This is a genomic window from Vibrio comitans, from assembly GCA_024346835.1.
GTDB lineage: Bacteria > Pseudomonadota > Gammaproteobacteria > Enterobacterales > Vibrionaceae > Vibrio > Vibrio comitans.
In genome coordinates this window covers 1108337-1130828 of record AP024866.1, presented here as the reverse complement: position 1 = coordinate 1130828, position 22492 = coordinate 1108337, and the positions used below count along the sequence as shown (strand labels likewise).

Here is a 22492-nt window from a genome sequence, read left to right as displayed (position 1 = left end):
ATTAGTGATGCTCATCTGAGAAATCAGATGAATGTTTCTGTAGGTATTTCAATACCAACGCTTCACTATCAGTATCTAGGTTTACGAATGCTGACATACCATTGAACATTCCCGGCCAAGCGTTAGCACTGAAGTGTGCTGGAGCTGGCTGTGTATGACAGGTTGAGCAGTTAACGGTGTATGACTCACCCGCACGCTCCCAAATTGGCTCGTAGCCTTGTACTAGTGCTTCTGGTTTCATCCAAACTGTTGCAACAACTCGGCTCCATGGTAAACCGGTTAGCTCATCTTCTTTTTCTTCAAAGCTTTGCACAATAGCATCACTTTGTGCTGCCTCTTTAAGAAGGGAGCCCACGGCGATATTCATACCAAAGTCTTCTTGAATCACTCGACCAAAGCCTTTGTCTTTACGCCAGCCACTAATCTCAACCTGCAAAGCTTTGTCAGTGACTTGAAGAACCTTAATCTGAGATGCAGGGTTCAATAGACCAGCTTCAACAGAAAGGTCTTTGTCTTCATATAGAGGAAGGTGGCGAACAGACACATAAGAGGAGTCTTTAGAATAAGAGGTTGAGTGCGCTATCTGTTCTAGCTCACCGACCATACCACCAGAGGTATCCATATTTTCAGGCAGTTTGTGAGCGATACCTTTGTGACAATCCAAACAGCTTTGATCACGTTCAGCCGCTTGTTTCATCTGAATTCGAGCCGTTGGAGACATCAACTCGTAATCCATTGAATCGTAGTTGTGACAGTTTTTACATTCCAAAGATTGGTTAGCAGAGAAACGATCCCACTCATGACGAGCTAGCTCAAAGCGACGTGCTTCAAATTTCTCTGGGGTATCTAAGTCCCCAAAAATCTGGGCATACACTTCTTTAGAAGCTTGGATCTTACGCGCTATCTTCGCAGTCCATTCATGAGGAACGTGACAATCTGGGCAGGTTGCACGAACACCAGAATGGTTTTTCCAGTGAACCGTTGTTTGGAGTTCTTCGTATACGTTGTCACGCATAGTGTGGCAGCTAATACAAAACTCTTCAGTGTTGGTCGCTTCCAAAGCGGTGTTAAATCCGCCCCAAAACATAACCCCGGCTAAAAAGCCGCCTAGGGTGAGCACGCCTAAACTTATGTGTTTTGCTGGGCGCCCCATCGTTTTCCATAATTTGACGATTAGTGACTTCATCTTACTCTCGCTCTTAAATCAGTTTTCTGAATTGCAACTTGCTTAGCCATGAACGCCAGGTGGCCCCCATACAAATACTTGAAGCATCCAGACGACAAAACCATACCCACCTACAAACACTACGCTTAAGATTGGGAATAGAACGACTGCAATGAAAAGAAACGCTTTCCACTCAAGCGAACGTTTCTCTTCTTCTTGGATATTATTCATATCACTCATACACATTGCCTTGATTGTTGTTATTCATTCACCACAGCGATACCACGGTGAGCCAATACTAAAAACTTAGACCATTTCCTTGATCTATCCAGTTGTTGCTAATGATATTCCCTATCAAAAAGAGTTATTCACAGCTTGAATACGCAACCGGATCACTAATGAAATTTTTAAAGCGCGCAATTTGACGCAACTTAAATTGAAAGTAAATGTAAATAACTAATTTAATTTACTTTACTGTGTTGTTTGATGGATTTTTAAACACTGCTCTTTGCAGGTTTCTAGGGCGGTTATCCACAATAATTGTGGATAAAAAGTGTAAAGTCTTGTCCTATCTGGGCTGACAAAGAGTCAATGTTAAATTTGACTTTTTTTACGCGACAATGACATTTCTTTTAAATTTCCGTCAGAATGCTCTTTAGTGATGAACAATTGAGCGAGCGTAGGATATAGATAACGTTTTTTACTGTTTGTTGTTGATTCACTGCTATTCCAGTCCTACTGTGGAAGAAAGTATCAAAAAGGAAAAAGCATGAAATTCAACCAACTATTGATCGATGAACTTAATCTACTTCTTCAATTCGATTTAAGCAGTGCTGCAACAGGTATCAAAGTACACAGCGACGCAGAAGAACATATACAACTGGCCGTCAAAAGACTTTTCGATAAAGGTTTATGTACTCTCAGTGATGGCGGCTATCTAACAGACGAAGGCATTGAAATTGCAGAGCACGCCGAAAAAGTATTGAGAGCACTTAGTCACTAACTATGACTGCTGTCTTAATTATAGGCGCAGGCTGGCTTGGCCGCCCATTAGCCAAACAGCTTAGCGCCTCGAATCATACGGTTCACGTAACAAATTCCAGTCATGAGAGCACTAAAGAAAGCCTTGAACTGGGTTTATCTGCTCACCAATTACAACTTCCCTTACCTTCCACGCAGTCCCTAGCCTCACTCATTGAGCAATCGCAGATAGAGGTGGTTATAGGGTGCATCACTCCAGGCTTTAGACGCAGTACTACTCCCGATTGGGACAGTTATGCCAATAACTGGCAACAAATCTGCGAAGCAGCAAAACAAGGTGGTGCTAACAAAGTCATAATGATTAGCTCAACTGCGGTCTACCCTTCTGAATCTAAAGATATGAAAGAGGAAGATGCTAGCCTAGAGTTAGCGCTTGGCAATAATGAGTTTTCCGATAAAAGCCTTGCACTGTTGCAAGCAGAGCAAAGGGTTATTGATTGTGGGATGGATTCTGTGGTGATCCGCTGCAGTGGATTAGTCGATGAGATACGCCACCCTTCGCGCTTTGCAACGCGATTGCGCTCGGTGAGTCGCAATTCTCCTGCAAACATGCTGCATCGCGTTGATGCGGTAGGTGTGGTTGAGTTTGCGATGAATTATATCAACCACGGCATCATCAACGCCTCGACACCCAGCACTTGTGACAAAGCGCAGTTTTATCAAGCTGCGATTGAATCAAGAGATCTTGATATTACCTTGCCTGAGGTTATTGATACGCCGGATAAGCGAATTGATAGTTCGAAGTCGGTAAAGTTGGGGTATCAATACCACTATCAGCATACGTTTGATTTGCTGTAGAGGGTTTGAAAATATACTAGGTTGGGCACTCGCTAAGATACTGGATAATCACTTTGTGATTTCCAGTATGACGGGTGTTTGGGTTTTGCTGACATGGGCTGTATCTAAGATACTGGATAGCCACTTTGTGGCTTCCAGTATGACGGGTGTTTAGTTTTTGCTGACATGGGCTGTATCTAAGATACTGGATAGCCACTTTAGTGGCTTCCAGTATGACGATGTTAAGCGTTAAGTATCGTCTTGAAGCAGCGTCATCCTGGAAAGTTCGCAGAACTTATCCAGGACCTTAGAGCGCACTCCCCGCTAAATCTAAACCACCTCAGCCTCATCAATAGGCTCCGAGCCCACCGATAGTTGACCAAAGCCGCGCAGGCCAACCCCGTATCACCGCATGACGATCTTAAGCGTTGAGTATCGCCTCAAAGCAACGTCATCCTGGAAAGTTCGCAGAACTTATCCAGGATCTTAGAGCGCACAACCTCCGCTAAATCTAAACCACCTCAGCTTCATCAATAGGCTCTGAGCCTACCGATTGTTGACCAAAGCCGCGCAGGCCAACCACATGTACGTGTTCGTGGTCTTTGAATACCTTACGGACTAGCTTATAGGTGGTCCCCTTCTCAGGGCTGATGTTTTCAGGAGCAGCAATCAACAATTGCATATTCAAGCGATCACACAGCTCGAACAGGGTTGCAATAGACTTCGCATCAAGACGCGCTGCTTCATCCAAGAACAATAGACGACACGGAACAATATCCTTGCTACGTAAGCGTCGAGATTCTTCTTCCCAGCTCTGAACAACCATCAACAAGATAGATTGACCGGTACCGATCGCCTCACCCGTAGATAGTGCACCCGACTCCGCCTGTAACCAGCCCTCTGAGCCACGGTTTACCTCAACACCCATTTCTAGGTAGTTACGGTAATCCAACAGTTCTTCACCCATTACCTGTGGTGAGCGCTGTCCCATGTCGATGTGAGGATTCACACGTTGGAATAGCTTAGCCATGGCTTCGGAGAAGGTCAGTCTTGAGTTATCAAACAGTTGCTGATGCGTTTTATCAGGGCAAGCCAAGCTGCTTAGCAAGATTTCGTGACTTTCACGGATCTGAACATTAAGTCGCACCCCCTTAACCTGACCAAAGTGAATGTTCGACAAACCTTGGTTCAAGATACGAATACGGTTTTGCTCACGCTGGATAGTTTTCTTAATAATACTTGCCACCGACTCCGAGCTGATCGCTAAGCGGTTTTCACGCTGATTCAACTCTTCAGTCAGACGCGCAAGCTCCACTTCCATCTCTTCGATAGCTTCTACAGGATCGTCAGTGTGGATGATGTCCTGACGAATACGCTCTCTTAAGTACTGGTAGACCGCAATATAGAACAGAACCTTACGCTCTGGATACGCAGTATCTTCCGATGCACGCAGTGAGTCGCGTAGGTCATCCTCGTTAGCTACAGCTAAGCGAAGCGCACCCAAGGATTTATCTGACATAGAACGGAGCTCACCCTCTGAAAGGTACGCCAGTTCACGCTTGTGCAGCCTGCGTTCAACATCATGCTCTCTTGCAAGCTTGAGCACTGAACACCAACCCGCTTTTGCCGTCACAACGAAGGTACGAAGCTCTGAGTACTCTTTCTGCTGCTTCTTAAGTGCCTTAGTGGATGTTCGAAGCTCCATTTCTGTCGCTGTCAGCGTCTTTTGCATCTGCGATTGAGCGGTGCGAGAGGTTTCAATACGTTGATGTAAGCTTTCTTTACGCGTTTGCGCACGCTCAAGGATGCCCTCATCTAGAGTAATGCCCGCATCTGTTAACTCTTGGCGGAATTCTTGGACCGTTTCCGATTTTGCTTGATGCGAACTCTTCAATGTAGCCAGTAGCTGATTATACTGCTGGAACTGTTGCTGAGCCTGTTTAAAGCCTTCGCGAGCACGATCTTTTTCTTGTTCTGCACTAGCAAGCTTCAGCTTCAGTTGCTCACTGAGCTCACTGCTTTTATCTAGCAGTTTCACTGAGTCTGAATAAGCAAAGTGTGCTTTTCGCCCCAATACATTCGACAATGCAAAGGTCTTTTGTTTATTGAGCTGAAGTGCTTGGTCTAAGGCCTCATATTCCGCCTGAATAGCATCAAACTGCTCAGGATCAGCCTCTAGTGCATTAGCAATCGGTTCAAGCTTTTGTAGCGTTTGACCAAACTGGTCAAGGTAACGCTTGCTCTCTGATAACAGCTCTAGTTTTTGCTCTACTTCCTCTAGACGCTCGCTCAGCGACTCATCTTCGAGTAGGTGCAGAGACGGCGCAATCTTATCCAGTGCAGATAGTGCTTTCTTGGCTTTAGCGAGCACAGCTTTGTGCTCGGCTTCTGCAGATTGCAGTGATGATAGTTTTTCAATCAGAGTACTGCGCTGGCTGCGCAAAGAGCTAATGCTTTGCTCTGGATCGTCTTCAAATGCCACTTGGGCGTGATTTGCCACGAAGTCATTGTATGATTGGTACAAACGCTGTGCTTTTTGCGCATCAAAAGAGGCTTTAGCGTAGTCTTCAATAAGTTGATCGCGCTCTTCGCGAAGTGTCTCTAAGCGAGATTCGCGGGCTGCTCGACCAAATAAAGGTACCTTAGGGAAGCGAGAGAAACGCAGCTGCTGTTCACTAACCTGAACACACACAGCCCCTTCAAACTCTTCTACCTCAAACTGGCTATCATCAAAGGCATCTACATCGCCCTCAAGGATATATACGTCATCAGGGCAATCATCAAACTCGACTAGACGCTCTTTCACACCGCTCATGTCCGATACGACGATAGCGTGACGAGCTGGACCATACATAGCGCTGAAGTAAGGCGCATCTTCTAAGGTGATGTCATCGTAAATCTCAGAAAGAAGCACACCGCCTAAGCTATCGGCCAATGCCTTAAGACGAGCGTCATTTGCACCGCCCGGTGCGCCTAATGCTTCAATTTCTTTCTCGACTTGAGTACGACGAATCGCCAACGCATCCTTATTTGATAGTAAGGCTTTCTCAGACTCCAATACCAACTGCATTGAAGCCATCACCGACTGCGCATCATTAAGCTCAGCGTCAGTTTGGTCACTTAGCTGAGTTAGTGCATCATTGGCCTTAATCCAAGAAGGTGCGATGGATTCGAAGCGTTGGATCTCAGAGTTGATTTGCTGTTCATTGCGGCGCATCTCTATCAGGTTTTCTCGACCCGATTCAATGTTTTGCTCTGCCATCTCAATAGCTTGAGATTGACGCTCATACTCCACTTCAAGATCCGCATCATCAACAAGCAAGGTAGCAAATTGCTGCTGATAATCGCTCACCAATGAGCGAGCGGCTTGCTGCTTGGCTACCGCTTTGGTCAGATCTTGTTTTTGTGACTGCCAATGAGTCAATTGCTGCGCGTCATTGTGCGCGCTCACCGCTTTTGCCAATGCATTCTTGGCAAAGGCTGCTGCGCCACTGCGTTCGCAGCTAGGATCAAGACGCTTAACCAGTTCAAAGGCTTGGTTGAACTGCTCAACACCTGCAGAATTAATATCTAGCTTGTGCTTTAGCGATAGAATTTGCTGCGTTTGCTGTTGCTGCTGCGCCGTTAGCTCTGCAATTAATGCTGGGATCTGCTCAACAGACTCAATGTCTAAGTCACACAGCGCACGAGTGTCTTCAAGAGCTTTAATCGCTTGTTGGTATTGCAAAGCGCGGGTCTGCTGCACATCAAGTGCTTGTTGGTAATCAGCAAGCTGAGATTTAAGGCTATCCACCTCTTGCTCTGTAAGCTCACTTTGCTCTTCTGCCATGATAAGGGCTTCTTGAGCCTCTTCCACCACCATGATTTGCTCTTCAAGACGTTCACTGAGCTCAATCAAGTCTTCTTCATAGCGGGCAATTTTTTGTTGCTGCTGAAGTGCATTTTGAACTAACTGTAAGTAATCAATAGCCGACTGATGGTCTTGCTCTAGCGCAGAGTGCTCTTCCAACACTGCCTCAAGTTGCTGCTGAGTGGTATTAAGTAAAGCATTGTTATCAATGATTTGTTGGCGGTTGCTAAACAGCTCAGCTCGTAAACCTAAGGTCGCTTCTAGCTTTGAACGACGCTGATTTGCATGGCGCATGTAATCTGCAGCCACGTAGTTAGTCGATTCAGTAAGTAGATGCTTGAATAGATCACGATCTGCTTGGGTGTTTTTAATCGCTTCTAGGGTGATGCGGTTTTCACGCAGCGCCGATTCCATATCTTGGAATGCTTTTTTAACACCACCATTTTGTGGTAATAGGTAGTCACGTAAAGAACGAGTGATAGTGCTTGAGATACCACCGTACAACGATGCTTCAATCAGGCGATAGAACTTCGATCGGTCACTTGAGTTGCGCAGTTTCTTTGGCACAACACCAAAATCAAACATCTGTGCATGGTAATCAGTAATAGAGTTGAAGGCCTTAAATTGAGCACCCTCTATTTGAGCAACACGCTCTTTCACCTCATTTAACTGGCAAACCTTAGCCTGAGTTTCGTTTACGGTCTCGATAAACAACTGCGCTGCCTTGATTGAACTCGGCAGTCCTTGAATCACAAAGGGCTTGATATCAACTTTCTTATCTCGGCCCGCTATCTGCTGCAACTTAACCGCAAATACCAGACGCTGATTTCGAGAATTCACAACTTCTAATGCTGAATAACACACGCCCGGCTGCAACTTACCGTACAAGCCTTTGTCTCGAGAGGCTTGCGAGCTACCCGCTTCTGTGGTGTTTCTAAAGTGAAGTAAGCTTTGATCTGGAATCAAGGTGGTAATAAATGCCGCCATAGTGGTCGACTTACCCGCACCGTTACCGCCCGAAAGTGTGGTCACAAGGCCATCGATGTCAAAGGTACGCGCGAAGAAGCCGTTCCAGTTCACCATCGTCAGCGACTGATATTTTCCTCTCTCAATCATGCTTGTTCCTCACTCTCAGACTCATCTAGCAGGGTTCCTTGCTGCACTTCTTCTGAAGGTACGGCTTCACCATCTCTAATTAAACGCATTTGTGCTTGCTGAACATCGTCACCAACACGAACATCAGCACCAAAACGGAATACCGCTTCACTGATGCGGAATTTATCGCCCTCACCAATCGGTAGAAGCATCCCTAGACGCTTCAAACGGCGCAGAGAGGTGCGAACCTTGTCGTACAGTTTTTCTTTGTCCAGATCGGTACCGGTTGCCTTATTGGTCACAAACTTCATCAGCGTCTTGTGATCGGCAATAGACAGCAATTCTTCAAACATCTCTTGATTGCTGAAGATGCCTTCTTGAGCCAAGCGCTCAGGACTTAGATACAAGAAACACAATACCTTGCCCACCAGCATGTCTAATTCTGATAGTACGCTACGGTTGATCAATGTTGTTGAACGAGGGCGCAGGTAGAAGAAGCCTTCCGGAGCGCGAACCAGTTCCGTGTTGTAACGCTGATAGAACAGCATCAAGTCAGTTTCAAAATCACTCAATAGTGCGTGATTATCCATGTCGTCTTGCGTAATGTGACGACCAGAGCGAAGCAAGCTATCCAAGGCTGGAAAAAGCGGATTTGCAATCGCTCGTGCCAGGTTCTCTGGCATATAAGTATCAGAATTTGTTGATGACATTTGCTTGTACCTTTGCACCATATTCGTTAATCGACTGCCAATCTGGCTGAATGGCCGCGTAGTCTTGTTCTGAGTAACCCAAGCGCACTGCTTGGTCGACTACCATTCGAGCCAAATCAAAATGGCTCGCTTGTGGGTGAGTGGCAAGATAATTGCGCAGTACCTCACCGAGGTCGATTTTCGCTCCCTGGTTTTTATGATTTTTCAGCATACCCTTAACCTGCTCAGCTAACTCATTCGTTACCTGTAGCATCTCTTGGTACTCCACCTCTGGTGGCAGTTCGCCTAGTGCTTCATCATTCTTAAGCACCATAGATTCATCTCTTAGATCCCGTAGGCGTTCTGCATCCGCAAAAGTGAGCAACCATGAGCTCGATCCAAAATCTTGAATGGACTGGCGAAGTCTTTGGCTAAAGGCGCGGTTTTTATCCATATCGATAGCGGTACGAATAAATTTATGTACGTGGCGGTCATACCCAATCCATAGATCGATGGATTGTTGACCCCAACTAATGATTCGGTCGAGTTTTACCTGCAAGCTAAACAGCACCGCATCGATGTAGTCCAACTCTTCATTGCCATACACAACTTGTTGTAGGGTCAATAACTGAGATTGCAACTCGTCGCCGGCCGCCTGCAAGGAGGATTGCAGTTCTGTTAGGGTGTTAGAGGTAGCAGATAGCAAGTGTTCACATTGACTGATGGCCTCGCGCCAATCTTGATTCAATAGTTCCGCTATTTGCGTTTTTACTTGGCCTTGCTCTTCATCCATGACCCTTTGGTTAAGGTCAATTTGATCAAAAATCTCAGCCACCGAAAACTTAAGCGTGCCATACACATCTCGGCGCCAGCCCTCAGAGCTTGGCTCTTCTTCGGCAATGTTAACAACATTGGTTAGCTCTTTACCGGCGAGGGTCAGCTGAATGGATAGCTTCAGCTTAGAAAATTGGCGATGCCTCAAGTAATACTCAGAAATACCCACAGCCAAAGGTGACAGGCGGTAGATGCTACTGCCCTCTTGTCCTTCACTGGTAAATCGACTGAGGAGTCTTTGTGCCACTAAGCTGTTAATCGCATTATTGGCTTTGAACGCTGCATTTCCGGAGCTTTCGGTGCCATTAAATTCGCGCTGCACAATGGCAAATGCATCGTGCAGTTCGCCTTCACCCAGTTCTTCATCAAAACGCTCTTGACTTAACAGGGCGATACCGACCAAAAAGCTCAAGTGTTCGCTACTTAAATTAAGGGAGAAATCGTGTTGTTTAACCCACCCGACCAACTCATCTACTGTGACTTGATCGTTTTGTTGCCCTTCTTGGGAGAGTTGACTCATCCAGTTCCCTACTGTTGTTCCTTCTGAACCCATACATGAATGTATCTTCCTAACGAAAGGTAGGGTTCAGTTCTGCATAATTGCTGTTCAAGTTGCATCAGATCTTCTTGACTGTAATCACCCACGTACTGAGTAAATCCAATATAGTCATGAAAAGATCGAATTCCTGATTTACCGCAAATGCGTAAATCGCACTGTTGTAACCATTGGTAGACCTCTTCTGGTAACAACCCTTTCTGAGGTTGCAACTTAAACCGTTTACGATGGGGCATTCCCTGCAATACATGAGGTATGTTGCCGCAAATTACGTTCTTCATCACCAATCCGTGGTGGTTATAAAACATAATCGATGCCATGCCACCTGGGGCTACATGACGCATTAATTTCTGGAGCGCTTGTTTAGGATCCGCTAGCCATTCCATTACCGCATGAAACAGTATTAAATCCACTGGTTGTTCGAGATGTTTATCCAACTCTTGAACCGGCGCGTGTATAAACTGATACTGCTCTAGCAAGCCTTTTTGCGCAATATCTTGCTTAGCTAACGAAAGCATTTCGTTAGACACATCACACAAAATAATTTTGTGACCTTGTTGCGCCAACTTTTGTGACATTTGCGCTAAGCCACCTCCCGCATCCAGTACGGTAAGGGGTTTCGAGTCGCCACCTATCTGGGTTATGATTTGCTGCAAATCTTCCCAGACGATAGTCTGACGTATATTACCTTTGTCCGAACCATAGATATTTTCGGCAAATTTGTGGGCAATATCGTCGAAATTACGATCTTGTGTCACTTTTATTTGAGGTATGATGTTATTTAAGAGTGTTTCGTATTGTGTCACAAGGACGTCAAGAATAAAGCGCTGTCGTCGATTTGACTCTTCGATCGACTAAAAAAACGGCCAAATGCGGGGCATTTATTCCCGTGACACATTTTTTGCCCTACCTAACCTAGGAATTGGTTTATCTCAACATGTTTGAACTGAAAAAAATTATCACCGCTTTTCTTATGCCACTGCCTGCAATGCTGCTGGTTGGCTTTGCTGGATTAGCGCTTGTTATGTTTACACGAAGGCATAAAGCTGGCTGTATCTTCATCTTTATCTCACTGATATCGATCTTTGCTATTTCATTCCAGCCAATATCTACTTCTCTCCTCAAGCCTTTAGAACGAAAGTACACCGCCTTTTTACCCCCCTCAGAGAGCCTAGATTATGTCATGGTTCTAGGCAGTGGACACGTTGTTGACGCTGAGATCCCCCCGACTTCAGAGCTAAGTCGCACCGCATTAATGCGCTTAAGTGAAGGCATTCGTATCTTACGTATGTACCCAGGCGCCAAGCTTATTTTATCTGGATACGATGGAGGCTCAGAAATGAGCCAAGCACGAATGATGGCAACGGTCGCTTTAGCATTGGGCGTAGCAAAATCAGACATCATTCTTTTAGAAACGGCGCAAGACACATGGGAAGAAGCAAGACAAGCTGCTGGGTTTGTCGGTCAAAAAAGCCTAGCCCTAGTCACTTCAGCTAGCCACATGGACAGAGCTTTAGGCGAGTTTCATAGCGCGGGTCTTGAGCCACTGCCAGCACCAACCAATTACCTAGCACAGTCCAATATCAATCAGGCATGGGTCAAATACACGCCACAAGCTCGTTATCTCGAACAAACAGAGCGCTATTGGCACGAAACCATGGGAATTTGGTGGCAGAAGATACGAGATCTTGTCAGCTCCAACTAACTGATTCATAATTTAAGATTCTATTTAACACGATAAGGCTATCTATACAGATAGCCTTTTCATTTGTGTCAAAGAAACGGATTTATCTATGCAAGAACTAAAACAGTTCAACGAACAACGTGCTGAAATCTACTGGTGGTTTTCAAGCCTGTTCTCTAAAGAGCTGACCGAAGATGATTTGAAGGCCTATCAATCTGCTGAAGTACGAGGCTTTTTGGGTGGTCTGGCTGAAAATGAAGAACTGGTTAAGTCTGTAGAACTCGTGGTTGACGCACTCAATCGTCTTCAAGATAGAGAAGATGCCCAGCTTGAATTAGCAGCCGATTTTTGTGATTTATTTTTAACGTCAGATAAGTACGCTGCTCTGCCCTACGCATCGATCTATCTAGATGAAAGTAAGCTCCTTAACGGCAAGCCCGCTCAAGATATGGCGCAGCTAATGCTTGAAAAAGGCATTGAAGTGGATAAAAACTTCAATGAGCCTGCCGACCATTTGGCGTTAGAGTTGGATTTTCTTGGCAATTTAATTATTCGCTCCAATGAACTAGAACAAGAATCTCACCTTGAAGAAGCTCTGGCAGAGCAGAAGGCACTAATTGAAGAACATATCCTTTCTTGGATACCACAGTTTTCTGAAAACTGTACTCAATATGATGAGTTTGGATTCTATTCTTCAGTGGCCGAATTGCTAGTTAACTTTTGTGAATTAGACTGCCGCTATCTGGGCAATGAGTAATTGATTCACATTATGGCCATAAATGCATTGTCAGCACTTGCATTTATGGCTAGACTGCCCGGCGCAATCGTTTGCAACATAGGCTAAGAGTGCTAACCTCTTCCTAACTTTCCATTTTCAATAACCCTCAGTTTTCTTTACAAGGTATCGCATGGCAACCATTAAAGACGTCGCAAAGCTAGCTGGTGTGTCCACTACCACTGTTTCCCACGTTATTAACAAAACTCGTTTTGTTGCAGAAGCAACGCAAGAGCGTGTAATGGAGGCAGTAAAAGAGCTTAACTATGCTCCAAGTGCAGTGGCTCGTAGTCTTAAATGTAACACCACTCGCACCATTGGCATGCTGGTAACTCAGTCGACGAACCCATTCTTTGCGGAAGTGGTCGATGGCGTAGAAAGCTACTGCTACCGCCAAGGTTATACTCTTATTCTTTGTAACACTGGTGGGTTATATGAGAAGCAGCGTGACTACATCCGCATGCTCGCAGAAAAGCGTGTCGACGGCATTTTAGTCATGTGTTCTGATCTGACTGAAGAGTTACGTGAGATGTTAGATTCACACCCAGGTATCCCTAAGGTTGTTATGGACTGGGGTCCTGAGTCTTCATCTGCAGATAAGATTATTGATAACTCAGAAGAAGGTGGCTATTTAGCGACTAAATACCTTGTTGAGCATGGCCATAAGCGAATCGCTTGTTTAACAGGCCAAGCAGAGAAACTAGCCTGTATTGAGCGCATCTCTGGGTACAAACGTGCGTTAAAAGAAGCGAACATCGACTTCGACGAGAAGCACATCTTTGAAGGCAACTTTGAGTGTGATACGGCCGTTGAAACAGCCGATAAGCTGTTCGCTATTCCAGAAGCACAGCGCCCTACTGCTGTGTTCTGTTTTAACGACATCATGGCACTAGGCCTTATCAGTCGCCTAAGACAGCATGGTCTATTAGTTCCAGAAGACATTTCTATCATTGGATACGACAACATCGACCTTGCAGCCTACTTTGCTCCGCCACTAACTACGGTTCACCAACCTAAACGTCGCGTTGGTAAGACTGCATTTGAAATTCTTCTTGAGCGAATCAAGGACAAAGAACACGACCGCCGTATCTTTGAGATGCATCCAGAGCTGATTGAACGTGCGAGTGTGCGTAATCTGAATGCTGAATAATTCGTAGAATGTTTGAAAACGGCAGCCCTTGGGCTGCCGTTTTTTTATGTGCGAAATAACAGATGTCCATTGAGCATACTCTAGGCTCAAAGATAGTGCATATTGCTGGCATGGGCACTTTCTAAGATCCTGAATCAAGTTCAGGATGACGGAGGTTATGGAGAGCTACTGTCCACTATTGATGACAACAATAGCGTCATACTGGAAATCGCAACGCGGTTATCCAGTATCTTGGAGAGTCGAAATGCTGAGGTTGGGCACTCCCTAAGGTCCTGAATCGAGTTCAGGATGACGATGGTTGTAGAGAGCTACTGTGCGCCATTGAAGCGAACAATAGCATCATACTGGAAACCGCAACGTGGTTATCCAGTATCTTGGAGAGTCAAAATTCTGAGGTTAGGCACTCCCTAAGGTCCTGAATCAAGTTCAGGATGACGGAGGTTATAGAAAACGCAGTTGTGCGCTATTGAAGCTACACCAACGTCATACTGGAAACCGCAGCGCGGTTATCCAGTATCTTGGAGAGCGGTAATGCTGAGATTAAGCACTCTTCAAGGTCCTAAATCAAGTTCAGGATGACGTGTTAACAAATAATCTACGTATTGAATTATTAGCAGGCAAAATAAATTAATTTGAAAGTTTTTAATTGCTTGTCGTGTCTCTATACTTACTCAGGATGATAAGGGCAGAATCATGAATAAGAAATTGATAATCGGACTAATTTTAGTGGTCGCCATTGTATTACTTGGTGTGAATTTTGGTCAGCATCTGACCCTAGAAAACGCCAAAGCGCAACAGTTAGCATTGAATGCACACATCGAAGAAAACTTCGTGCTTTCTGCCGCTGTGTACTTTATTGGCTATGTATTCATTACCGCCTTTTCTATTCCTGGTGCCGCTGTAGTAACGCTGCTAGGTGCAGCCCTATTTGGCTTTTGGAGTAGCTTACTACTGGTGTCTTTCGCTAGTACCATTGGTGCAACCTTGGCTTTCTTGAGTAGCCGTTACTTACTGCGCGATTGGGTACAAGCTAAATTTGGATCGAAGCTTGAGACGATTAACAAAGGCGTAGAAAAAGACGGGGCATTTTATCTGTTCTCGCTGCGTCTTATTCCAGTATTCCCATTCTTCTTAATCAACTTACTTATGGGCCTTACTCCGATTTCTATCGCTAAGTTTTATGTGTTTAGTCAGCTAGGTATGCTTGCAGGTACTATGGTGTATTTAAATGCGGGAACACAATTAGCAGAGATAGACAGTTTATCTGGCATTGTTTCGCCTACCGTATTAGCTTCGTTTGCATTGCTAGGCCTATTCCCACTCATTGCCAAATGGGTAATGGGCAAAATCCGCCCGCAGAATGGCTCAAGCACGGCATAGAAAAGGAATAGAATGAAACTATTTGTCGCGCAAAATCCCCCACAAGCTCACATACTCTGTGAGCTTTTGCTTAGTCATAACATCCAGGTTGAAGTCCGTGGAGAGGGTATGTTTGGTTTGCAAGGTGAACTGCCAATGGACGATTCTAGTTTGCCGTACTTATGGTTGATTGACGAACATAAGCAAACACAAGCTAAAGCCATCATTGCAGAGTTTGAACAAACTAATAGTGCATCTGCAAACAGCGAATGGCAATGCGAAGAATGTGGCGAAGTTAATGAGGGGCAGTTTGCATTGTGTTGGCAATGTGGACACGCAGCGGCCAGTTAATCAACCAAATTCGCAAGTTATGCAGCTTTACTATTCACCATAGACTGGATGAAAGCGATTGATTGCTGGTTGAACTCTTGAGGGCGCTCTACATTACACACATGGCCGCAGTCTTCAATTTCAACCAATTGGCTGTTTTGATGAACAGAAACCATCTCTTTAACTGGCTTGATGAACATGTAGTCTTTATCGCCCATCAAATAGAGAGTAGGTATGTCGAGTTCTTTGTCCTTGAAATAACGCATGATAGGGTTCACGTCTGAGGCTAATTTAAACCAACGCTTAAACTCTTTTTGACATAACTTTCTCGCCTCACGAACAAACATCAAGCGAGACTCAACTTGGCCTTTTTGCGGCATCACAATCCAGGCAAACAAGCTATACAGCCACATATAAGGGATAATGTTCTTAAACAAGCCGCCAAGTTTGACCAGAATTTGTGAACGAGTATCAAAACGCGTTACCGCTCCACCCAGCACCATAGACTTAACACGCTCTGAAGCCATCTCTGCCAAGGTACGCACAATAATGGTACCTAGTGACATACCCACAAAGTGTGCTGACTTAATCTTTAAGTGATCCAAGACATTGACGATGTCTTTAGTCACTGACTCGAACGTATAGCGTTTGCTAATGATATCTTGAAATAGAGTGTTGGATTTGCCGTGACCACGTAGGTCGATGAGCAAAATGTTGAAATGCTCTTTGTACGCTTTAATTTGCTTAAACCAAATAGAAGAACTGCCGCCCGCACCATGCACAAATACCACCCATTCCTTAGACTCAGGATGGCGGTATGTTTTATGAAATAAGAGGGGGTTAGTTTCAGCTATTGCAGTCATTAATCACATTGTAAATAAAGCGTATAGTGCTTCGATTCTACCATAATCGACCTTAACACTGACGTATCAGGCCGCGCAATTTGTAACAAACGGTGATCTGCTGCACAAGTTCGCGCTAATCATTACGTTGGAAAAATAGCGTCAAGGTACCAAACTCAATACCAAACTTCCTTATGGAGGTTAAATTAAACAGATGCTTATCATCCTGACGGTAAAGCCAATCGTCGAAACCCACCACTACTGTTGAATCACCACGAGGCAGCTCGAAGTCATAAGTCCAACGAAGGGCATTGCCTACCTCTTCTCCCGTGGCAACACCGATGATGTCGTCAGCTTTGCCTTCATAAGTCCCGTCTTCCAAACGAGTAATGACCCAAATTCGCGTCGACTCTTCTCCATCATCAAACACAAAATCTTCGTTGAGGGTTAACACGTTTCCTTCAACGCTACCGATTAACTCAACCTCAAACCTACGGGTTTGCTTGCCACTGCGGTCTTGAACCATTCCCCAAGCCGTTACACTGCCCTCAAAATACTCGAACAGATCGAACTTAGGGCCTTCCTGCTGGTAATCACTAAGATCTGCGCTACAACCCACAAGGAGCAAAGCGCCAATGAGTGCCACGAAAGCTCTAAATGCTCGACTAATCATCGCTGGTTCATTCCTATAAGTTGTTGGCGGTGCTTCGGATATTCAGTATTTGGCGAGAGCCAGATAGCAAGAAAGGCATCATTTAAGGCCTCATTCGTAATCGTGCCTCGTAGCTGTGTTGCACCGTCTTGTGTAATGTACAAAAACGAGCCTGTTTGACCGTCAGTGATATAAACCAGCTGCTCGCCTGTCGCGACATCAGGATAGATAGCGTCTAGTGTCTGCGTCCATCGATCGGAATCGGCCGATGAATATCCAAGATGCAGCCACTGCTTTTTTGTCTCTTTCAGAAGGTGTTTTTTAGAAATGTTTCTCTCGTAGGTGATAGCAAGAGCCACAGGATGAGGTGTAATGTCGCTATCAACGGTATAAACGCCATCAGGGGCGCGAAGCTCTGAAGTGTATACATCAAAGAACATAAAATTAAGGTCTGCCGAGCCCACCGTTGGCCAGTGCGTCCAACCTTTAACAACATCGATAGTGCTGGTGTTTTGGACCTCTGAAGCCACTGTGCCAAATGAAGCCATGCAAGCAAACAGCAAGGTCTTAAGTGTGATGAGTCTCATGGTGATTATGTCCCTTTCCTCGTTTGTCTAACGCTTTAAGGGAGTAGATGACAAGTGCAAAAAGTAAGAACCATTCTATGGTTAGAACCACAAAGGTCAGTTCGTCAGAATATGGCCATTGCACTGCACCTAGTTTCAGCCCTGCAAAATAACTGCCGGCTGCTCCGAGCGCTCCTATCATGCTTACGATAGGTAGAGGAAAACGGGTCAAAATTGTTTTCATTTGATACGCATACCAAATAAAGATCACCCACAATAGAATCAACCAGGCTGGAATCCATGACTGTGGAAACAAGAACAAGCCTATAAAGCCATGGAAGGTATCTAAGACTATGCCGATAATAACTAACGTGGCTAGCCAAGCGAGGTTAATTTGGTCTTTCTTAACCGAATAAATGAGGGTTGCCCCCACAGCGAGTAGCAATAGAAAGAAGGTGCTGTCTCGACCAATGACGGCTAAGAACCAAAGACCTTGGAACCAGATAGATTTGACCAACAGCCCCTTGTCCATCATCAGTTACTTTGGATTGCGAAAGGTTAAATGAACAGTACTGATTCGCTGCGCGAGAAAGCCTCCTTCGCAGTAGCATAGGTAGTAACGCCACATACGCATAAAGCGCTCATCATAACCAAAGCTCGCAAGCTCTTTCTCTGACAAATTGAATCGATGTAGCCACTCGCGAAGCGTCTTTGCGTAATCTAGCCCTATGTCATGGAGATCATGCAAAACCAATTGACTGTGTTTTGTGGTTTGTTGCAATAAATGGGTTACGGATGGTAGGAAACCACCGGGGAAGATGTATTTTTGAATGAAATCAACGCCCTTGCTGTAAGATTCAAATCTTTGGTCGGCAATGGTTATGGCCTGAATCGCCATAAGCCCACCAGGTTTTAGGAGGCTCTGACATTTATCGATATAAGAAGGTAAAAACTCTCTGCCAACTGCTTCTATCATCTCGATAGACACTAGCTTGTCGTACTGTCCCTCAAGATCCCTATAATCTTGCTTTAAAAGGGTGACTTGTTCAGAGAGTCCCTGCTCCTGCACTTTTTGCTGGGCGTAGGCGAACTGCTCTTCTGAAATTGTAGTGGTCGTCACTTGGCATCCATAAGTTTTCGCCATGTATATCGCCATGGCGCCCCAACCAGTGCCTATTTCAATCACCGAATCACCTGGTTGCAATTTCAGTTGCTGACAAAGCCTGTCCATTTTGTTGATTTGAGCTTGTTCTAGAGTGTTACTACTGCTGTTGTAGACCGCCGCTGAATAGAGCATGTTACTGTCTAGAAAGCGAGTATATAGGTCGTTGCCTAGGTCATAGTGGGCGCCGATATTCTTTTTTGAATTAGAGTGGGTATTTCTGTTAAGCCAGTGCCCCAGTTTGTACGCGAGTTTCTTGACCAGGGTTTGTTTACTGTTCATATTGTCGAGCGAATTGAGATTGAGCGCCATCAGCCTCATCACCGCGGTAAGATCGCTACTGTCCCACCAGCCATCCATATACGCCTCTGCAGCAGCAATACTGCCGCCACTTAGCATTCTCGAATAAAAATCGGGATGACACACCTCGATAGAAGCGTGAAAACTTTCTGAGGCAGGACCAAACTCTAAAGATTCTGAAACCGACTGAGACTCGAATCGTTCGATGATGGTTAGCCTGCCATGCTGAAGTTTCTGTAGGTTATTAAGAAGAAGCGATCGAGCGGAACGCTGCAGAGGCGAAAGATCCTTTTCGATAACCAAAGATTGTGAATCATACATTTTGAAAAGCCTCCTGCTTTCTCATTATTTATTTTTTGCTGGATGCGGGTAGATGGGTACTTTCTTAATCCACAACTTCAATGCGTGCCAGTAAATGCCTGTGAGTACTTTTACTGTCAAAATCGGCGTGGAGATCAACTGTTTAACAAGATTTCTACTATTGAAGGGCCTCGCTTTCATAGAAAGAGTAGCATCAAACTCTTTGATCCCTTTGTGGCACTCTAGATGAACCATCAGATTTTCTGAAAGTGGTTTGAGTCGCCATACATATTGCTGGTCAACAGGATTAAAAGGCGATACATGAAACGCCTTATCATGCTTCCAGTTTTCTCCGTTTTCACCCTTATCGGCATCAATGGCATAGTAGTGCCGCTCGTTCCATGGCGTGTTACTCACTTCCGCCAGCAGCATCTGCCATTGTCCTTCACTATCATAAACATAGTAGAAGTTAACAGGGCTGAAGTAGAGACCAAGATAGCGAAGGTGTACAACCGCGACGACTTTGCCGCTAAATCGCTTTCCTGTAAGTTCAAATACCTTATCTTGAACCGCTGATTTGAGGCAGCCTTCTCCCACATAATCACTGCGGTTGAAACGAGCCCAGTGCCACCACTTATCTCCAAATCCCCATACCGAATTTTTCAGCGATTGAAATTCATCAACATCAATACTAGGCATGAACAACGGGTAATTAAGCGCATGCTCCGTCGGAGAGAAACGCCTATGCCTCACCGTCCCCACTAAGATTGCGCTGTTCATGCCGCGCCTTTGCGTTGAATGCGCTCTTGCATCGCGTTAATGCCTTTCACTACCTGCAGCGCACTATGAACACCGTCTTCATGGAAGCCATTGCGCCAGTATGCACCACAGAACCAGGTCGAGTTATTGCCTTGAAGCTCATCGCTTCGCTGCTGTGCGGCGATAGATTCTCTAGTGAAGACTGGGTGGTGATAGGTGAAACTACGTAAGATTTTACTCTTGTCTATATTCGGGCTGTTATTTAATGATACGCAAAAGGTATGCTGAGACTGAATATGCTGCAGAATATTCATGTCATAGGTCAGAGTGGGTAATCGGTTTTCTTGATCTTGTTCACCCGATAAATAGTAGTTCCAAGAAGCCCAGGCTTTATTGCGTTTTGGCAATAGGCTCGTGTCCGTATGCAACACCACCTCATTAGCTTGATAGCGCATGTCTCCTAATATATCGGCCTCTTGCTGGGTCTTCTCTTCTGCTAGAATTTTCAGAGCCTGATCGCTGTGACAGGCAAAGATAACTTGATCAAACTGTAGCCAATCTCCATTCACCAATAATCGAACTCCCATAGGCGTTCTTTGCACTTTTTCGACCGGTGAATTGAGTAAGATCCTATCAGAAAACCCTTGGATCAACGGCTCTATGTAGGCTCTAGAGCCCCCGTCAATTACATACCATTGCGGTCGGTTCTTAATATCAAGCAAGCCGTGATTAAGGAAAAATCTTAAGAAGAAAGAAAGGGGAAATGCTCGCATGTCTGCAAGGGTCGATGACCAAATAGCCGCCCCCATTGGTAAGATGTAGTTTTCACTGAAATAGTCACTAAAATCGTGCGCTTCAAGGAAAGATCCAAGTGTCTGCTCTTTGGTTGAATCGTCGCCTGCCAAAGATTTTGCGAGTTTATTAAAGCGAAGTATCTCCGAGATAAACGAGTAGAACTTCGGATTAAACCAGTTGCGCTTCTGAGCAAACAGAGTTGATAGCGCATGGCCATTATATTCCAACCCATTGCCGTCGTTTCGTACACTAAAGCTCATTTCTGTCGGATTGCCACGCACGCCTATCTCGTTCATCATCTCGATGAAATTTGGATAGGTGCGATCGTTGTAAACAATGAACCCTGTATCAACGCTGTAGGGCTTACCGTCAACCTCGACATCCACAGTCGCTGTGTGACCGCCAATATAGTCGTTCGCTTCAAACAAAGTTACATCGTGTTCTTCATGTAGGCGATATCCACAAGTGAGTCCAGATATCCCTGTACCTATGATCGCAATTTTCATTACTGTTTTTCCTTAATCAGTTTCTTGGCAAGACGATGCTGCAGTGAATACGGCAAGCTACCCAGAATTCTCAGAATCCATGTAAAACGCTTGGGAAAGTAAATATTGGTTTTGCCTGACTCGATACCCTCTCGTATCGCCTTGGCAGCTTCGCCCACTTCGATCATCATCGGCATTGGAAAGTCGTTTTTATCTGTCAGCGGGGTTTTAACAAAACCTGGAAACACGGTGCTTACCCTAATTCCCTTAGGCGCTAGGTCAACGCCCAAAGTTCGAGACAAATAACTCACAGCCGCCTTTGATGCCCCATAGGCTTCTGCGCGAGGTAATGCCATCTCGCTCGCTATAGAGCCTACAATGACCAAATGATGGCCTGCTGAGAAGTGATGCTGGGCACCTTCAATGGCATTGGCCAAGCCAATGACGTTTATCGTAAATACGCGCTTTATCAACGCGGCATCCATTACACCGTCGTCAATGTACTCACAGTCTCCGGCATTGAGCACCCAAGTTTGTGGAATAGGATCCAAATTTTTCAGGGCTTCCTCGCACGAATCAAGGTCGGTGAGATCAAACTGAAGTGGCTTTACGTGACTACCTAGAGCGGCTAATTCCTGAAGCTTTGCCGAGTTTCGTCCGCAAACATAAACGGTTTGCCCTGACTGGGCATAATCTTTGGCAAGCTGCTCCCCTATTCCTGAGGTTGCTCCAGTAATCAAGATTGGGTTCATGATTGACCCAACCTTTTCTTGATAGTTTTAATCACCGAACCTAGTACAGGAAGATTCTCGTAAAGCATCTCACCCATATCGAAATAGTCACGGTGATGTATCACCTTGCCATCGCGAAACTCTAAATGGCTGATTCCCTGAACCGCGACCTCACTGCCTCCCTTTAGCTTGGGATGACGCAATCGCATAGTCCAAATAATGAACCCAGCATCGCCGGCTTGGTGCTTACTCAGAATGTCGAAACGACAATCAATCACGTTCTGATATAAGTTATCGAAATAAGACGATAGCTCTGCCCAGCCATTTAACTTATGTGCCGAGTCCTCAAAAATCACATCTTGGTGATAAATCCGAGTCAGACTGTGGAGCGTATCTTTGCTCAGGCTTTGATATACATCTGCAACAGTATCAATGTTCATCGTCCATTTCCTAATGGCTATGACGGGGCTTCCCTACCCGTCTGGTTTAATCAACCTTTAAGACCTGATTGTTAATGGGTCTAGTTAAAGGTAGTGTATTTTATGAAAACTTACCTTAACTACGTGTTTTACAAAGCATTAGATCAAAAAAAAGC

General features: G+C 45.1%; 22 protein-coding genes. 7 read left to right on the top strand and 15 right to left on the bottom strand.

Annotation, left to right across the window (positions count from 1 at the left end; translation table 11 throughout):
• Nucleotide 1 precedes the first annotated feature (1 nt).
• Complete coding sequence (torC, locus tag OCU46_RS05200) at nt 2–1186, bottom strand: pentaheme c-type cytochrome TorC (RefSeq protein WP_141272215.1); 1185 nt, start codon at nt 1184–1186, stop codon at nt 2–4.
• 42 nt (nt 1187–1228) lie between these two features.
• The gene (torE, locus tag OCU46_RS05195) at nt 1229–1405 is read right to left on the bottom strand and encodes a trimethylamine N-oxide reductase system protein TorE (protein WP_141272214.1); all 177 of its coding nucleotides are present in this window, start codon (nt 1403–1405) and stop codon (nt 1229–1231) included.
• A 529-nt stretch (nt 1406–1934) separates the two neighbouring features.
• On the opposite strand from torE, the gene OCU46_RS05190 reads away from it, so the two are divergent.
• A complete protein-coding gene (locus OCU46_RS05190; RefSeq protein WP_141272213.1) occupies nt 1935–2168 on the top strand; it encodes a TIGR02647 family protein in 234 nt (77 codons plus the stop codon).
• 2 nt (nt 2169–2170) lie between these two features.
• Nucleotides 2171–3004 (top strand): NAD-dependent epimerase/dehydratase family protein, encoded by an 834-nt coding sequence (locus tag OCU46_RS05185; protein WP_141272212.1) that lies wholly within the window; start codon nt 2171–2173, stop codon nt 3002–3004.
• A 490-nt stretch (nt 3005–3494) separates the two neighbouring features.
• Here OCU46_RS05185 and mukB read toward each other — a convergent pair whose 3' ends face one another.
• Genes mukB through cmoM form a run of 4 tightly spaced genes read right to left on the bottom strand, consistent with a single transcriptional unit; the run spans nt 3495 to nt 10765 of the window.
• Nucleotides 3495–7949 (bottom strand): chromosome partition protein MukB, encoded by a 4455-nt coding sequence (gene mukB, locus OCU46_RS05180; RefSeq protein WP_141272211.1) that lies wholly within the window; start codon nt 7947–7949, stop codon nt 3495–3497.
• A complete protein-coding gene (gene mukE / locus OCU46_RS05175) occupies nt 7946–8638 on the bottom strand; it encodes a chromosome partition protein MukE (protein ID WP_167495416.1) in 693 nt (230 codons plus the stop codon). Before mukE ends, mukB begins: the two co-directional genes overlap by 4 nt.
• Entirely contained in the window at nt 8619–9971 is a 1353-nt protein-coding gene (gene mukF, locus OCU46_RS05170) for a chromosome partition protein MukF (protein WP_167495415.1), read from the bottom strand. The genes mukE and mukF overlap by 20 nt, the downstream gene beginning before the upstream one ends.
• Nucleotides 9972–9979: 8 nt before the next feature.
• Nucleotides 9980–10765: a tRNA uridine 5-oxyacetic acid(34) methyltransferase CmoM gene (cmoM, locus tag OCU46_RS05165; RefSeq protein ID WP_167495414.1), complete on the bottom strand. Its 786-nt coding sequence runs from the start codon at nt 10763–10765 to the stop codon at nt 9980–9982.
• Nucleotides 10766–10944: 179 nt separating this feature from the next.
• Between cmoM and elyC the strand changes: the two genes are divergently transcribed.
• From elyC to OCU46_RS05140, 5 genes are all read left to right on the top strand, one after another.
• Nucleotides 10945–11712 (top strand): envelope biogenesis factor ElyC, encoded by a 768-nt coding sequence (gene elyC, locus OCU46_RS05160; protein WP_141272207.1) that lies wholly within the window; start codon nt 10945–10947, stop codon nt 11710–11712.
• Between the two features lie 88 nt (nt 11713–11800).
• On the top strand, nt 11801–12448 hold the full coding sequence (gene torD, locus OCU46_RS05155) for a molecular chaperone TorD (RefSeq protein WP_141272206.1): 648 nt from the start codon (nt 11801–11803) through the stop codon (nt 12446–12448).
• Between the two features lie 151 nt (nt 12449–12599).
• On the top strand, nt 12600–13616 hold the full coding sequence (gene purR, locus OCU46_RS05150; protein WP_141272205.1) for an HTH-type transcriptional repressor PurR: 1017 nt from the start codon (nt 12600–12602) through the stop codon (nt 13614–13616).
• Between the two features lie 693 nt (nt 13617–14309).
• Nucleotides 14310–14996 (top strand): TVP38/TMEM64 family protein, encoded by a 687-nt coding sequence (locus OCU46_RS05145; RefSeq protein WP_141272204.1) that lies wholly within the window; start codon nt 14310–14312, stop codon nt 14994–14996.
• Between the two features lie 12 nt (nt 14997–15008).
• Nucleotides 15009–15326 (top strand): putative signal transducing protein, encoded by a 318-nt coding sequence (locus OCU46_RS05140; RefSeq protein WP_141272203.1) that lies wholly within the window; start codon nt 15009–15011, stop codon nt 15324–15326.
• A 17-nt stretch (nt 15327–15343) separates the two neighbouring features.
• Here the strand turns inward: OCU46_RS05140 and OCU46_RS05135 are convergent, their stop codons facing one another.
• The 9 genes from OCU46_RS05135 to OCU46_RS05095 form a co-directional block, all read right to left on the bottom strand.
• Complete coding sequence (locus tag OCU46_RS05135) at nt 15344–16168, bottom strand: alpha/beta fold hydrolase (protein WP_141272202.1); 825 nt, start codon at nt 16166–16168, stop codon at nt 15344–15346.
• A gap of 115 nt (nt 16169–16283) precedes the next feature.
• Entirely contained in the window at nt 16284–16820 is a 537-nt protein-coding gene (locus OCU46_RS05130) for a DUF3833 domain-containing protein (RefSeq protein WP_141272201.1), read from the bottom strand.
• Nucleotides 16817–17386: a chalcone isomerase family protein gene (locus OCU46_RS05125; RefSeq protein ID WP_141272200.1), complete on the bottom strand. Its 570-nt coding sequence runs from the start codon at nt 17384–17386 to the stop codon at nt 16817–16819. Before OCU46_RS05125 ends, OCU46_RS05130 begins: the two co-directional genes overlap by 4 nt.
• Nucleotides 17367–17897 carry a DUF2878 domain-containing protein gene (locus tag OCU46_RS05120; RefSeq protein ID WP_141272199.1) on the bottom strand — a complete coding sequence of 177 codons (531 nt, stop codon included), beginning with the start codon at nt 17895–17897 and terminating at the stop codon, nt 17367–17369. Before OCU46_RS05120 ends, OCU46_RS05125 begins: the two co-directional genes overlap by 20 nt.
• Nucleotides 17898–17903: 6 nt before the next feature.
• A complete protein-coding gene (locus OCU46_RS05115; RefSeq protein ID WP_141272198.1) occupies nt 17904–19148 on the bottom strand; it encodes an SAM-dependent methyltransferase in 1245 nt (414 codons plus the stop codon).
• A gap of 24 nt (nt 19149–19172) precedes the next feature.
• Nucleotides 19173–19907, bottom strand: coding sequence for a DUF1365 domain-containing protein (locus OCU46_RS05110; RefSeq protein ID WP_141272197.1), 735 nt, complete (start codon nt 19905–19907; stop codon nt 19173–19175).
• Entirely contained in the window at nt 19904–21187 is a 1284-nt protein-coding gene (locus OCU46_RS05105; RefSeq protein WP_141272196.1) for an NAD(P)/FAD-dependent oxidoreductase, read from the bottom strand. Before OCU46_RS05105 ends, OCU46_RS05110 begins: the two co-directional genes overlap by 4 nt.
• The gene (locus tag OCU46_RS05100) at nt 21187–21918 is read right to left on the bottom strand and encodes an SDR family NAD(P)-dependent oxidoreductase (RefSeq protein WP_141272195.1); all 732 of its coding nucleotides are present in this window, start codon (nt 21916–21918) and stop codon (nt 21187–21189) included. Before OCU46_RS05100 ends, OCU46_RS05105 begins: the two co-directional genes overlap by 1 nt.
• Nucleotides 21915–22337: a nuclear transport factor 2 family protein gene (locus OCU46_RS05095; protein WP_141272194.1), complete on the bottom strand. Its 423-nt coding sequence runs from the start codon at nt 22335–22337 to the stop codon at nt 21915–21917. Before OCU46_RS05095 ends, OCU46_RS05100 begins: the two co-directional genes overlap by 4 nt.
• Nucleotides 22338–22492 lie beyond the last annotated feature (155 nt).

Excerpts from the sequence above, each read along its gene's own strand:
- torC (WP_141272215.1), bottom strand. The coding sequence starts at position 1,186 with ATGAAGTCACTAATCGTCAAATTATGGAAAACGATGGGGCGCCCAGCA.
- torE (WP_141272214.1), bottom strand. The coding sequence starts at position 1,405 with ATGAGTGATATGAATAATATCCAAGAAGAAGAGAAACGTTCGCTTGAG.
- OCU46_RS05190 (WP_141272213.1), top strand. The coding sequence starts at position 1,935 with ATGAAATTCAACCAACTATTGATCGATGAACTTAATCTACTTCTTCAA.
- OCU46_RS05185 (WP_141272212.1), top strand. The coding sequence starts at position 2,171 with ATGACTGCTGTCTTAATTATAGGCGCAGGCTGGCTTGGCCGCCCATTA.
- mukB (WP_141272211.1), bottom strand. The coding sequence starts at position 7,949 with ATGATTGAGAGAGGAAAATATCAGTCGCTGACGATGGTGAACTGGAAC.
- mukE (WP_167495416.1), bottom strand. The coding sequence starts at position 8,638 with ATGTCATCAACAAATTCTGATACTTATATGCCAGAGAACCTGGCACGA.
- mukF (WP_167495415.1), bottom strand. The coding sequence starts at position 9,971 with ATGAGTCAACTCTCCCAAGAAGGGCAACAAAACGATCAAGTCACAGTA.
- elyC (WP_141272207.1), top strand. The coding sequence starts at position 10,945 with ATGTTTGAACTGAAAAAAATTATCACCGCTTTTCTTATGCCACTGCCT.
- torD (WP_141272206.1), top strand. The coding sequence starts at position 11,801 with ATGCAAGAACTAAAACAGTTCAACGAACAACGTGCTGAAATCTACTGG.
- purR (WP_141272205.1), top strand. The coding sequence starts at position 12,600 with ATGGCAACCATTAAAGACGTCGCAAAGCTAGCTGGTGTGTCCACTACC.
- OCU46_RS05145 (WP_141272204.1), top strand. The coding sequence starts at position 14,310 with ATGAATAAGAAATTGATAATCGGACTAATTTTAGTGGTCGCCATTGTA.
- OCU46_RS05140 (WP_141272203.1), top strand. The coding sequence starts at position 15,009 with ATGAAACTATTTGTCGCGCAAAATCCCCCACAAGCTCACATACTCTGT.
- OCU46_RS05135 (WP_141272202.1), bottom strand. The coding sequence starts at position 16,168 with ATGACTGCAATAGCTGAAACTAACCCCCTCTTATTTCATAAAACATAC.
- OCU46_RS05130 (WP_141272201.1), bottom strand. The coding sequence starts at position 16,820 with ATGATTAGTCGAGCATTTAGAGCTTTCGTGGCACTCATTGGCGCTTTG.
- OCU46_RS05125 (WP_141272200.1), bottom strand. The coding sequence starts at position 17,386 with ATGAGACTCATCACACTTAAGACCTTGCTGTTTGCTTGCATGGCTTCA.
- OCU46_RS05120 (WP_141272199.1), bottom strand. The coding sequence starts at position 17,897 with ATGGACAAGGGGCTGTTGGTCAAATCTATCTGGTTCCAAGGTCTTTGG.
- OCU46_RS05115 (WP_141272198.1), bottom strand. The coding sequence starts at position 19,148 with ATGTATGATTCACAATCTTTGGTTATCGAAAAGGATCTTTCGCCTCTG.
- OCU46_RS05110 (WP_141272197.1), bottom strand. The coding sequence starts at position 19,907 with ATGAACAGCGCAATCTTAGTGGGGACGGTGAGGCATAGGCGTTTCTCT.
- OCU46_RS05105 (WP_141272196.1), bottom strand. The coding sequence starts at position 21,187 with ATGAAAATTGCGATCATAGGTACAGGGATATCTGGACTCACTTGTGGA.
- OCU46_RS05100 (WP_141272195.1), bottom strand. The coding sequence starts at position 21,918 with ATGAACCCAATCTTGATTACTGGAGCAACCTCAGGAATAGGGGAGCAG.
- OCU46_RS05095 (WP_141272194.1), bottom strand. The coding sequence starts at position 22,337 with ATGAACATTGATACTGTTGCAGATGTATATCAAAGCCTGAGCAAAGAT.